The sequence below is a fragment of the candidate division WOR-3 bacterium genome, assembly GCA_039804025.1.
Taxonomy (GTDB): domain Bacteria; phylum Hydrothermota; class Hydrothermia; order Hydrothermales; family JAJRUZ01; genus JBCNVI01.
Genome location: JBDRZP010000025.1, coordinates 1 through 13,408, shown reverse-complemented (window position 1 = coordinate 13,408; position 13,408 = coordinate 1). Strand labels below are relative to the sequence as shown.

Here is a 13,408-nt window from a genome sequence, read left to right as displayed (position 1 = left end):
ATTAATAAAGTATTTCAACATAAACCTTATTTCTTATTTCAGATGCTTTCTTTTTCAGTAATTCCTGAACTTTCTTTTGAAATAAAAGATTCTGCACCATGAATTTTACTTCATCAAAAGAAGGCTTTCCTCCTTTGTTATAAGAAATTTTTTTAAAAATATGATAACCAAAATCAAGATAAAAGGGTCCTAAAATTTCACCATTTTCAGCTTTTAAAAGGGAGTTTCTTACATCTTCCTTTAATCTATCTATGTGAACAAATCCAAGGTAACCTTTTCTATCTTTTGTTAAAGGGTCTTCTGAATATTTTTTTACTGCCTCTTCAAATCCCTTTTCTTTTGCGAATAAAAGTGCCTCTTTTGCCTTTTCTCTTGCTCTCACTGTATCTTCCTTAGATGGTAAAGTAGCAATAACAATCTGCCTTAACCTGATTTTATCTTCTTTTTTATCAACAACCTGAAAGATGAAAAATCCAAGGTCACCCTGAATTGGTTCTATTATTTCTCCCTTTTTATATGAAAAAATCTTTTCTTCTATTTCAGGTGGGAAAGTTCCCCTTTGAATAAAACCTATATCTCCTCCATTTACAGCAGTTGCTTTATCATCAGAGTATTTTAAAGCAATATAACCAAAATCACTTCCGGATTTAAGTTCCTTAAAAACTTCATCTGCTCTTTTTCTGGCATTCTCAACAATTTTTTCAGAAGGTCTTATCGCAATAAATATATGGGAAAGTTCAAATCCTTCAGGAAGTTCAGGAATTGAGTCTATGTATTTTTTATAAAAATTTTCAAGTTCAGTAGGAGTTATATTGATTTTGGGTGCTATATATTTTGCTATATATTTCTGGATATAAAGATTTCTTTCAACCTGTTCTCTGTATTTTACCCTTAGCTTTTCTTCATTTAATCCCTCTTTTTTCAGTTCCTCCTTAAAAATAGAGTCTCCCAACTCCTCTTTTATTCTTTTGATTTCATTTTCTATAAAACTTTCAACTTCTTCCTGGGTAACCTTTATTGTAGTATCCTTTTTGGCTTCATAAAGAATTAATTCATTTTCTATTAACTGTTCTAAAATTTTTTTTCTTAAATTTTCTTCTTCCTCCTTTTCCATTTCAGGTTTTAAAATTTTGAAAAAATCAACCATCTCTTTAAGTTCACTTTCAAGAATTGGCTTTTTATCAACAATTGCTATTATTCGGTCACTATAAACTGGAATCTGAGAAAAAAATAATAATATTAAAATTTTTATCATTCTTAAACCATTTCAATTGATAATCCAACAGCACCACCACCTCCGAGACATAAAGCGGCAAATCCCTTCTTTTTATTATACTGTTTGAGAGCATAAATAAGAGTCACAAGAATTCTTGCTCCCGAAGCTCCTATTGGATGCCCTATTGCAATGGCTCCCCCATGAACATTTATTTTATTTATATCAAGTTCAAGTGCTTTTATATCAGCGAGAATTTGAGCCGCGAAAGCCTCATTTATCTCCATCAAATCAAAGTCATTGGGATTTTTTAATCCTGATTTTTCAGTTAATTTTTTAATAGCCCCAATCGGAGCAAAGAATAAATCTTTTGGTTCAACAAAATTTGAGGAATAGCTAATTACTCTTGCAAGAGGTTTTAAATTTAATTCCTTTACCATTTTTTCTGAAGCTACTATAACACAGGCTGCACCATCATTTAAACCAGGTGCATTACCAGCTGTAACTGTTCCATCCTTTTCAAAAACAGGCTTTAAAGCAGCAAGTTTTTCAAGGGAAGTATCCTCTCTTACAGATTCATCCCTATCTATTATTTTTTCACCTTCCTTAGTTTTAATACTTATTGGTAAAATTTCTTCTTTAAATTTACCTTCTTTATGAGCTTTTACAGCTTTCATGTGGCTTTCATAAGCAAATTTATCCTGTTCTTCTCTTTTTATTCCTGCCTTTTTTGCAGTATATTCGGCAAGATTACCCATATGCTTATCATTAAAGGAACACCATAATCCATCATAAACCATATGGTCAATTAATTTAGCTTCGCCGTATTTTATTCCTGCCCTTAAATAAGTAAGATGAGGTGCATTTGTCATTGATTCCATCCCGCCACATACAGCAATTTCTATATCACCTGCTTTTATTGCCTGAACCCCAAGCATAATAGCTTTAAGACCTGAACCACATACTTTATTGATGGTAAAAGAAGGAATTTCCGGATTTAATCCGGCTTTTATAGCTGCTATTCTTGCGGGTGCTTGTCCGAGACCTGCTGGTAATACACAGCCCATTATAACTTCATCAATTTTCTCCTTGGGAATATTTGCTCTTTTAACAGCTTCTTTAATTACCATACCCCCGAGGTCTGTTGCAGAAAAAGAGGATAAATTTCCAAGTATTTTTCCTACTGGTGTTCTAACAGCTGAAACAATAAAGATTTCTTTCATTTTAAAATTTTTTTTAATTATTATGGGTTTGAACCTTATAAAATTTTATTTTAATATATTTTAATGGTAAAAGTAAAAGTAAGGTTTTTTGAAGAGTTAAGTGATTATCTCCCTTGGATTTAAGAAAAAAGAGTTTGAAATTAAGATAATTAATGAAAAGAGGGTGAAAGAAAGCATATACGAATTTATAGGTGATTATACGATATGCCTTGTTTGTGAAAGGAGATGTAAATTGAAAAGAGGAGACGTTGGTTTCTGTAAAACAAGAATGAATGTTCAAGATAAAGTATATACACTTATTTATGGGGATATTTCTTCTATAAGTGTAAATCCAATTGAAAAGAAGCCTTTCTTTCATTTTTACCCTGGAACAAAAGCTTTAACAGCTTCATCCTGGTCTTGTAATTTTTTATGTCCTTGGTGTCAGAATTATGAGATAAGTAAGGCTCCATATAATATCGGAAAAGGTAAATTTATTTCTCCAGAAAAATTTATTGATTTAATGGAAGAATTTAAATGTGAAGGGACAAGTATTTCTTTCAATGAACCAACTCTATTAGTTGAATATTCCCTCGATTTGTTTAAACTTGCAAAAAAGAAGAGTTTTTATAATACTTTTGTTTCAAATGGTTATATGACTGAAAAGACTTTAAATTTGCTTATAGATTCAGGTCTTGATGCTATTAACTTTGATATAAAGGGTAATAGAGATTTTGTTAAAAGATATTGTGGTGCTGATTTAGAAAAGATCTGGAGAAATATAAAAATTTCAAAAGAAAAGGGGCTCTGGGTTGAAATTATAACCCTTGTGATAGAAGGCTATAATGACAGGGAAGAGGATATAAGTGAAATTGCAAGGAGAATAAGAGACGAAATAGGAGAAGATATTCCTTATCATTTAACAAGATATTTCCCTGCTTATAAATTTGATGCACCACCAACATCGGTAAAAAGGCTTGAAATTTTAAGGGATATAGCAAAGGAGGAAGGTCTTTATTATGTTTATATAGGTAATGTTCCAGGTCATAGATACGAAAATACTTATTGTCATAAATGTGGAACTTTGTTGATAAAAAGGTATATTTTTGATATTATTGAAAACAGGATCATAAATGGAAAGTGTTTTAATTGCGGTGAAAATATCAGAGGTTTTTTTAAAATTCTTGAAAGTTAATTAATTTTTGAATAAAATATTTAAATGAGAATTTTATTTTTAATTTTATTTATAACTTTATCGTGTGTGACAGTTTATGAGCATCATGGTCCACCACCTCATGCTAAGGCTTACGGTTTAAGAAAAAAAATTCTCTACTTATATTATCCTTCACTTGAAATATATTACCATCCCGAAAGAAATGTTTATATAATTTTTCAAGGGGGAAAATGGGTAGAAGTGAGTGAAAAACCGAAGGATATTGAGAAATATGATTATGTAGTAATAGAAACAGAGGAGGAAAAACCCTGGCTTAAACATTCTTATTACAAAAAGAAGTATCCAGCTAAAAAGGGGAAAGAGAAAGGTAAAAAATAGCTATTAACTTTATTAATCCATAATAAATCTTGAAAGTTAATGTTTTAATTGAATAAAATTTATCTTTAAGGTTCAATTCCTTCCTTCTTTTCTTAAATCATCTTAAAGGAGGAATAAAATGAATTTTAATGTTAAACCCTTTAAAAACGAACCTTTTACCGATTTTACTAAAAAGGAAAATATTGAAATTTTTCAAAATGAAATTAAAAAAATAGAATCAGAATTTGGAAAAAAATATCCATTAATAATCGGAGGAGAAAAAATTTATACAAAAGAAACATTTAAAAGTATAAATCCTTCTAAAAAAGAGGAAGTGGTTGGAGAATTTTCAATTGCTGAAAAGGAACACATTGAAAAGGCACTTGAAGCCTCATGGAAAGCTTTTGAAGAATGGAAAAGAATTCCTGCAAAAGAAAGGGCAAGCATTCTTTTGAGGGCTGCTTATCTTTTAAGAAAAAGGAAACACGAATTTTCTGCTACAATGGTTCTTGAAGTAGGAAAAAATTATGCTGAAGCAGACGCTGATACAGCAGAAGCTATAGATTATCTTGAATTCTATGCAAGAGAGGCTGTAAGGTACGGAGAATTTCAACCTTTAACACCTTTTGAGGGTGAAATTCCAGAATATTTTTATATTCCCCTTGGTGTTGGAGTAGTAATTCCGCCTTGGAATTTCCCCCTTGCTATTACTCTTGGAATGACAACTGCAGCAATTGTCACAGGCAATTGTGTTATCTTGAAGCCTTCTTCTGATGCCCCTTTAATTGCCTATAAATTTGTAGAGCTTATGCATGAAGCAGGTCTTCCGAAAGGTGTTCTCAATTTCCTTACTGGTTCAGGTTCTAAGGTAGGTGATCCTCTTGTTGCTCATCCTAAAACAAGGTTTATTGCCTTTACAGGTTCAAGGGAAGTGGGCTCTCATATTTATGAACTTGCTTCAAAGGTTCAGCCTGGCCAAAAGTGGTTAAAAAGGGTAATAGCTGAAATGGGAGGAAAGGATGCGATAATTATTGATAGTGAAGCAAATCTTCTCGATGCAGTAAAATGGACCATTGTATCAGCCTTTGGTTTTCAGGGTCAAAAGTGTTCTGCCTGTTCAAGACTTATAGTTCATCAGGATGTTTATGATAGGGTTATTGAAATGCTTAAAGAGGAAACAAAAAAGATAAAAATAGGTCCAGCAAAGGAAAATTACTTTATGGGACCTGTTATAAATGAGTCCTCTGAGAAAAAGATACTTAGTTACATTGAGATAGGAAAAAAGGAAGGTAAATTGTTAACCGGAGGTAAAAAGGCAGATTTAAAAGAGGGGTTTTATATAGAGCCAACAATATTTTACGATGTTGATGAAAATGCAAGAATTGCTCAGGAGGAAATTTTCGGTCCTCTTCTTTCTGTTATAAAAGCAAAGGATTTTGACGATGCTATAAGGATTGCAAATAACAGTGATTATGGGTTAACAGGCTCAGTTTTCTCTTTAAACAGAAAGAATATAATAAAGGCAAAGGAAGAATTTTTTGTTGGTAATTTATATATTAACAGAAAATGCACTGGTGCTCTCGTTGATGTTCATCCCTTTGGTGGATTTAATATGTCAGGAACCGACTCAAAGGCAGGTGGAAGGGATTATCTATTACTTTTCCTACAGGGAAAAAGTGTTTCAGAAAGGATTAGCTTTTAAAGGATACTTATAAAAATATTGTTGAAAAAGTTTAATTTTTAAAATTATAATATGTAGATGATTTATTATTTATTGATTTCACGTCATGGAAAAGATTGAGAGAGGAAAGGAAAAAATTTTAGATGAAAAAATAATAAGAGAAAATAAAGGAAAGAGAATTATTGATTTTGTTAAAGATGAAAATTTTCTTGTTGCTATAGTTGACGGAAATCCAAAGGATTTAACTTACACAATTAAAGGAACGGAGAAAGAGATAAAACTTGTTGATTTTGAACACCCTTTGGGAAGAGAGACTTTCTGGCACACTTCTTCGCATGTGATGGCTCAGGCAGTAAAGGAACTTTTTCCTTTTGCAAAATTAACAATAGGACCTCCCATTGAGAATGGATTTCACTATGATTTTTTTATGGGTGAAAAAACCTTTACTCCAGAAGACCTTGAAAAGATAGAAAAAAGAGCAAAAGAAATCATTGAGAGAGATTTAAAAGTCGAGAGAATTGAAATAAAAAAGGAAGAGGCTATTAAAATCTTTAAAGAAAGAGGAGAGGATTTTAAGGTTGAGCTTATAAATGAAATTAAAGATGATATAGTGAGTTGTTATAAACAGGGTGATTTTATTGATTTATGTACAGGTCCACATCTTGTAAGGACTGGTCTTATTAAGTCCTTTAAAATTCTTTCCTCCTCATCCTCTTACTGGAGAAAAAATGAAAAAGGTCCGGTTCTTCAAAGAATTTACGGGATTTCCTTTCCTCAAGAAGAGCTTTTAAAGGATTATTTAAATAAAATTGAAGAAGCAAAAAGAAGGGATCATAGAAAATTGGGAAAAGAACTTTCGCTTTTTATTTCTTCAGAAGATGTTGGAGCAGGTCTTATTCTATGGCTTCCAAAGGGTGCATTTATAAGGAGGGAAATAGAAAATTTTCTTTTTAAGGAACATTTAAAAAGAGGTTATCTTCCTGTTTATACTCCTCATGTTGGTAAAAGTAAATTATGGGAAATATCAGGGCATCTTAATTTTTATAGAGAGAACATGTATCCTGAAATGGAATTTTCTGAAGAGGGTTCTTATTTTATAAAACCGATGAACTGTCCCTTTCATATTCAGATTTATAAAAATGAGCTAAGGAGTTACAGGGATTTACCCCTTAGATTGTTTGAGTTTGGAACAGTTTATAGATATGAAAGAAGTGGTGTTTTACATGGTTTAACAAGGGTAAGAGGATTTACTCAAGATGATGCCCATATATTCTGTACACCCTATCAAGTTGAAGAGGAAATAAAAGGAGTTATTGATTTTGCCTTATTTGTTCTTTCAAAGTTTGGTTTTAAGGATTATAAAGTTTATATTTCTACAAGACCTGAGCAATATGTTGGAACACCTGAGATGTGGGATTTGGCGACAGAATCTCTTATAAAGGCAGCAAAAGAAGCTTCTCTTAAATTTGAGATTGCAGAAGGTGAAGGTGCTTTTTATGGCCCGAAAATTGATATTTTAATAAAGGATGCTATAGGAAGAGAATGGCAATGCACAACAATTCAATTTGATTTTAATTTACCTCAAAGATTTGATTTAACTTTTAGAGATAGTGATGGAAAGGATAAAAAACCCTATATGATACACAGGGCACTACTTGGTTCTTTTGAAAGATTTTTTGGTGTTTTAATTGAGCACTATGAGGGTAATTTCCCTTTGTGGCTTTCTCCTGAGCAGGTGAGAATTTTGCCTTTAAGTGAAAAAATCTTTGATTATGCAAGAAAAATTGAAGATATTTTAAAAAAAGAGGGTTTAAGGTGTAAAATTGATTGTGAAAATGAAAAACTTGGATATAAAATCAGAAAGGCAGAAATTGAAAAAGTCCCATATATTCTTGTTGTTGGAAAAAAGGAAGAGGAGAATAAAACAGTATCAGTCAGAAAACATAAAGAAGGGGATTTGGGTTCAATGAGTATTGAAGAATTTATTTTAAGAATCAAAGGAGAACTTGAAAATAGTTAGGTTCTATTTCCTTAAAAAATTTTCTTTATTTTCTTTTTGATTAAAGTTTGGAAAAATTTCTCAATCAGGTTCAATTCCTTTAAAAAATTATTTTTATTTTATGGGAAGAAAATGGTATCCAAGAGGTCCGGTTGCAAGAGATAGAGAGCCTTATAGGATAAATGAAGAAATAAAGGTAAGGGAAGTAAAGGTTGTTGATGAAAATGGGAAGTTCTTAGGGGTAATGCCAACAAGTGAAGCTCTTGAACTTGCCTATGAAAAGGGACTTGACCTTGTTGAGATAGTTCCAACAGATAATCCACCACTTTGTAAAATACTTGACTATGGAAAATTCAAATATGAAATGAAAAAGAAGAAAAAACATACAAAAACTGCTGAAGAGAAAGAGATCTCCTTTAGACCATCGACAAGTGAGCATGATCTTCAGCTTAAAATTAAGAAGATGAGAGAATTTATAGAAACTGGTCATAAGGTAAAGGTTAGGTTATTTTTTAAGGGGAGAGAGATGGTTTTAATTGATACTCAGGGTAAAGCAATAATGGAAAAGTTCTTTGAAAAAGTAAAGGATTTTGCAGAACCTGAGGGGGAAATTAAAAAGGTTGGAAATAGGCAAATTGTTGTTATAATGAAACCAAAAAAGAAATAATTATATAATTAAAAAATCAGGAGGTGGAAAATGGGAAATAAAACAATTGAAATTGTGGAAGAGGGAATTGGTGAATTAATACAAAAGCCGGATGTGGAGGAGTTCAGGAAATTTGTAAGAGATAAAAAAAGAAGAACTTTAGTTGAAAAAGTAATGGATGAGAAAGAGGCAGTAAGTCAATTTATAAAAGATGGAGATTATATAGGAGTTGAACTTTATGGAACTGTAAGAGCTCCTCTTTCAATAATAAGGGAAATTGTAAGACAGGGAAAAAAGAATTTGCGTCTCGCAGGTCAGGGATTACTTGAAATAGATTACCTTTTGGCAGCAGATCTTGTAACTGCTATGGATGTAACATATATAGGTTATGAAGTTTTAGGTTTATCACCAATATTCCGAAGGGCAGCTGAAAATGGAAAAGTAAAAATTGTTGAATGGTCTAATGCTGCAATGGCCTGGAGATTTAAAGCTGCTGCTATGGGTGTTCCCTTTATCCCCATTAGAAGTATGCTTGGCAGTGATACCTTCAAATATTCAGCAGCAAAAGTAATAATGTGTCCTTTTACAGGTATAAAGTTATGTCTTTTACCTGCATTGATTCTTGATGTGGGAATTATACATGTTCATAAGGCTGATAAATATGGAAACTGTGTTATAGAAGGTATTTCTGGATTTGCCTTTGAAATGGCAAGAGCTTCAAAAAGGCTCATAATAAGCACAGAAGAGATTGTTTCAACTGATGAAATAAGGAGGTATCCAGAAAAAACAATTATTCCTTATTTTCTTACTGATGCTATTGTTTATGCCCCTTTTGGTTCCCATCCAGGTGAGATGGTTTATTTATATGAAAGGGATGAAGAACATTTGAGGATGTTTTTAAAGATGTGTGAAACAGAGGAAGGGACGAAAAAATATATGGATGAGTATATATATTCTGTTAAAAATCATAAAGAATACCTTGAAAAGATTGGAATTGAAAAATTGATGAAATTAAAATATGAAAAAATGGGGAGGTAAAAATGAAATATTCAAAAACTGAGTTAATGATTTTTGTAGCAGCAAGGTTAATGGAAGATTATTCAACATGTTTTATAGGCACAGGTATTCCGATGCTTGCGGCTTCTTTAGCTCAGAAACTTCATGCTCCCCATCTTATTCCAATATTTGAATTTGGAGGAATAGGAGCTAACTTAAAAAAATTACCAAGAGCAGTTGGTGAGGGAAGAACTTTTTATAGAGCACTTGCAGCAACTGGAATCTGTGATATTATGGAATCTGCCCAGAGAGGCTTTATTGATTATGGATTTTTAGGTGGTGCTCAAATTGATCCTTACGGAAATTTAAACACAACGGTTATAGGAGAACATTCAAGACCAAAGGTAAGATTGCCCGGTAGTGGAGGAGGAAATGATGTAGGTTCCCTTTGCTGGAGAACTATTATTATAATGAAGCATGAAAAAAAGAGATTTGTTGAAAAAGTTGATTTTATAACAACCCCCGGATATTTAGGAGGAAAAGGAAAAAGAGAGGAAAGTGGTTTACCAGAAGGGACAGGTCCTTATAGAGTTGTGACAGATTTGGCTCTTCTTGATTTTGATGAAGAGACAAAGAGAATGCGTGTTATTTCTCTTCATCCTGGTGTTACACTTGAAGAGGTTAAAGAAAATACAGGTTTTGAACTTCTTGTAAAGGAGCCCCTTGAGGTGACACCTGAGCCAACAGAGGAGGAACTTAGAATATTAAGAGAGGAAGTGGATAAAGAAAGATATTACATTTGAAGTATAAGTTAGAAACTTTAAAAGCATCTATACGATTTATATCCCTATTAGAAAAATAATTGTTCTTTATATAATTATCAAGAAGCGAAATATTTCGCACCCTAAAGGTTGTAGGTTCCATAGAAGTATAAGATCAAGGAAATAAATTTTAGAAAAAGGGTAGGCGCAGGCTTTAGCCTGCGAAATATTTCTTATATTAAGGATGGAGGTGATAGATGAAAAGATTAATTTTAGTTTATTTAGTTTTATAGCCTTTTATAGTGTTAGATATGTTGCATCACCAAAAAAGAAGTAAGATTAATAGGGAAGTAGAACCGGTTAAAGTGAAACCTCACAAAAAGGTTGGTATGCTTTATGTGGTTTATTTCCCCTCACAGATAACTCACCTGAAGATATAATCCAGAAATATAATTTAAAAAATGTTAAAGCAAAAAGTTATTTTAGTTTAATGGATCATTTAATTTCTTTATTTACAAGCTTTGTTACAATAGTTACTCTAACGATAGAAGTTGAAGGTGAACCTGCTCAATGAAATAAAATTTTAACTTTTCCTTTGGAGCTCCCCTTCTTAAAAAATTAATCAAAGTGTTTTATGAATTCTTTACCTTTTATAAAAGTATTTAAATTTATTTCCAATTTATTTTCTGGTACTTTACTTTTAATTATTTCCTCCCATTTTTTTATATCAAAGGGTAAAAAATTTGAAAGGAATCCGAGAAAAAATATATTCAACACCCTTATATCTTTAACTTCTTCTGAAATTTTTTTTGCAGGTATTATAAAGAGTTTAGAGGAAATATCTTTCAGCATTTTTTCTACATCCTTCGGGTAACTTGTAATCCCAAGAGAAACAAGAGGAGGTATAATTTCTAAATCACTCATTATTATCAAAGGCTCATCCTTTTTTAGATAATGAACCCATCTTAAAGTTTCAGCCTTTTCAAGGGAAAGTAAGATATCTCCTTTACCCTTTTCAATAATTGGTGAATAAACTTTTTCCCCAATCCTTACATGAGAGAATACACTTCCTCCTCTTTGAGACATTCCATGGACTTCGCTTTTTTTAACATCAAATCCAGATTCTATTGCTGTAAGAGCAAGAATCTCAGAAGCAAGTAAAATTCCCTGACCTCCAACGCCGCATATTATTATATTGAATTCTTTCTTATCCATTTTAACTTATAGCTCCCTGAGGACAAATTTCTTTACAGACTTCACATCCTACACATAAAAGGGGTGATATAGAAATTTTACCATTTAAAGCTGAGATTGCAGGGCATCCAAGTCTTATACATGCCTTACATTTTTCACCAAGGCACTTTTCTTCATCAATTTTCATTTTAGTTTTTTTTGCAAAATTTTCCCTTACTTCCTTTAAGAGGGCACAGGGTCTTTTTGAAATTATAACATTTAAATTTTCACTTTCAATTGCTTTTTTAATAGTTTTTAATGTTTCCTTTAAATTGTAGGAATCAACTTCATAGATTTCCTCAACTCCAATTGCTTTTACAATATCATAGATATTAATTTCCCTTGTTTTTTCTCCCTTAGCAGTTATTCCAGTTCCAGGGTGATCCTGATGACCTGTCATTGCTGTTGTTCTATTATCAAGAATTATCAGAGTCATTTTCCCCTTATTGTAAATTGCATCAATTAAACCTGTTATACCAGAATGGAGGAATGTTGAATCACCTATGACAGCCACTATTTTCTCTTTTCCTGCTTTTTCAAAACCAATAGCATTTCCAATTGATGCTCCCATACAGATGCATGTATCCATTGCGTTATGTGGAGGGAGTGCTCCAAGGGTATAGCATCCAATATCACCTAAAACTGTTACCTTTAACCTTGAAAGAGAATAAAAAATACCTGTATGAGGGCAACCTGGGCAGAGTTGGGGTGGTCTTTTAACAGTTTCAAAGTTTTCTGGGTGAGGTAATTCTTCATTTTTGTATCCCTTTCTTATAATATCACAGGAAAGTTCGTCTAAAATAGGAAAATATTTTTTCCCTTCAGCCTTAAATCCAAGGATTTTTATTTCTTCTTCAATAAAGGGTTCATTTTCTTCAACAACTATAACTTCTTTAACATTTTTATAAAATTCTTTAAAAAGTTCCTCAGGAAAAGGAAAAACCATCCCGAGTTTTAAGAACCAGGCGTCTTCAAATACTTCTTTTGCATAATTGTATGAAACACCTGAAGTAACAATACCTAAACCATTTTTACCCTTTTCAATTCTGTTTATTTCAATCTGTGAAGAAAGTTTTTTTAACTCAAGAAGTTTTTCTTCAAGAATTTTATGACGAACTTTTGCATTTACAGGCAATAGAACAAACTTGGAAAAATTTTTGGTGTAATTTCTTAAAGGAATTTCTTTTCTTTCATTTACATAAACAATTCCCTTTGTATGGGAGACTCTTGTTGTTAATCTAACTAAAACAGGAATTTCAAATTTTTCAGATAATTCAAAGGCAATTTTAACAAAATCATAAGCTTCCTGAGGGTCAGAAGGTTCAAGTAATGGTATTTTTGCAAATTTAGCATATCTTCTATTATCCTGTTCATTCTGAGAAGAATGCATTCCAGGGTCATCACAGGTAACAATTACAAATCCAGCATTAATACCTGCATAGGCAGAGGAGAATAAAGGGTCAGCAGCAACATTAAGACCCACATGTTTCATTGATACTATTGCTCTTTTTCCTCTTATTGCTGCTCCTAATGCTACTTCAAAAGCTACCTTTTCATTGGTTGACCATTCTGCCTCAATTTCTTTATATTTTGCAAGATTTTCAAGAATTTCAGTAGAGGGAGTCCCAGGGTAACTGGCAGCCACACTTACACCAGATTCCCAGGCACCTCTTGCAAGTGCTTCATTACCTGATAAAAATAATTTATTTTTCACAATTCCCCTCCATCTTTTGCAATAAAAAAGTTAGTAGTATTAAATAATAAAGCAAAAATTTTTGATTTTCAAATTTCAATTATACTTTATGATTTCTTCTTTCAAGATCATAATAATTGTTTTAAAAATTCCATATAAAATAGAGTATTTGTGAAAGTTAGCATCTAAAAAGGGATAGATAAATAGAAAGAATAAAATCACGCATATCCCTAAAACTTTTGAAACTTTATTTCATTTCATTAGTAATCACGTCTAATAAGACACCAATTAGAAAGTCTTTTCGTTTTTTTAATGAATCTTTCAATTTTGCTTTAAATAAATCTTTCTTTTAAAATTAAAATATGACAACAGAAACAGTGAATATTCTTGCACTTATTTTAGGAGACCTTGCTTTGATTCAACCCCTTATTTTATCTTATTTTACAAATAAAC

At 31.9% G+C, this 13,408-nt stretch carries 11 protein-coding genes; 7 read left to right on the top strand and 4 right to left on the bottom strand.

Features of this window, described 5'->3' with window-relative positions; translation table 11 throughout:
• Position 1: 1 nt before the first annotated feature.
• Both ABIN73_08510 and ABIN73_08505 read right to left on the bottom strand, forming a co-directional pair.
• Positions 2-1,255: a peptidylprolyl isomerase gene (locus ABIN73_08510; protein ID MEO0269764.1), complete on the bottom strand. Its 1,254-nt coding sequence runs from the start codon at positions 1,253-1,255 to the stop codon at positions 2-4.
• A gap of 2 nt (positions 1,256-1,257) precedes the next feature.
• Positions 1,258-2,436 (bottom strand): acetyl-CoA C-acetyltransferase, encoded by a 1,179-nt coding sequence (locus ABIN73_08505; GenBank protein MEO0269763.1) that lies wholly within the window; start codon positions 2,434-2,436, stop codon positions 1,258-1,260.
• 100 nt (positions 2,437-2,536) lie between these two features.
• Here ABIN73_08505 and amrS point away from each other — a divergent pair, with 100 nt between their 5' ends.
• The 7 genes from amrS to ABIN73_08470 all read left to right on the top strand — a co-directional run bounded on the left by amrS (position 2,537) and on the right by ABIN73_08470 (position 10,071).
• Positions 2,537-3,610, top strand: a complete 1,074-nt coding sequence (gene amrS, locus ABIN73_08500; GenBank protein ID MEO0269762.1) for an AmmeMemoRadiSam system radical SAM enzyme — start codon at positions 2,537-2,539, stop codon at positions 3,608-3,610.
• A gap of 24 nt (positions 3,611-3,634) precedes the next feature.
• On the top strand, positions 3,635-3,967 hold the full coding sequence (locus ABIN73_08495) for a hypothetical protein (GenBank protein ID MEO0269761.1): 333 nt from the start codon (positions 3,635-3,637) through the stop codon (positions 3,965-3,967).
• Positions 3,968-4,085: 118 nt separating this feature from the next.
• A complete protein-coding gene (gene pruA, locus ABIN73_08490; protein ID MEO0269760.1) occupies positions 4,086-5,648 on the top strand; it encodes an L-glutamate gamma-semialdehyde dehydrogenase in 1,563 nt (520 codons plus the stop codon).
• An 85-nt stretch (positions 5,649-5,733) separates the two neighbouring features.
• Positions 5,734-7,647, top strand: coding sequence for a threonine--tRNA ligase (gene thrS / locus ABIN73_08485; protein ID MEO0269759.1), 1,914 nt, complete (start codon positions 5,734-5,736; stop codon positions 7,645-7,647).
• Between the two features lie 100 nt (positions 7,648-7,747).
• Positions 7,748-8,293, top strand: coding sequence for a translation initiation factor IF-3 (infC, locus tag ABIN73_08480; GenBank protein MEO0269758.1), 546 nt, complete (start codon positions 7,748-7,750; stop codon positions 8,291-8,293).
• A gap of 30 nt (positions 8,294-8,323) precedes the next feature.
• Positions 8,324-9,310, top strand: coding sequence for a CoA-transferase (locus tag ABIN73_08475; protein MEO0269757.1), 987 nt, complete (start codon positions 8,324-8,326; stop codon positions 9,308-9,310).
• Positions 9,311-9,312: 2 nt separating this feature from the next.
• Positions 9,313-10,071, top strand: coding sequence for a CoA-transferase (locus ABIN73_08470; protein MEO0269756.1), 759 nt, complete (start codon positions 9,313-9,315; stop codon positions 10,069-10,071).
• 576 nt (positions 10,072-10,647) lie between these two features.
• Here the strand turns inward: ABIN73_08470 and ABIN73_08465 are convergent.
• Complete coding sequence (locus ABIN73_08465) at positions 10,648-11,244, bottom strand: indolepyruvate oxidoreductase subunit beta (GenBank protein MEO0269755.1); 597 nt, start codon at positions 11,242-11,244, stop codon at positions 10,648-10,650.
• 1 nt (position 11,245) lies between these two features.
• Positions 11,246-12,976: an indolepyruvate ferredoxin oxidoreductase subunit alpha gene (gene iorA, locus ABIN73_08460; protein MEO0269754.1), complete on the bottom strand. Its 1,731-nt coding sequence runs from the start codon at positions 12,974-12,976 to the stop codon at positions 11,246-11,248.
• Positions 12,977-13,408: the final 432 nt, after the last annotated feature.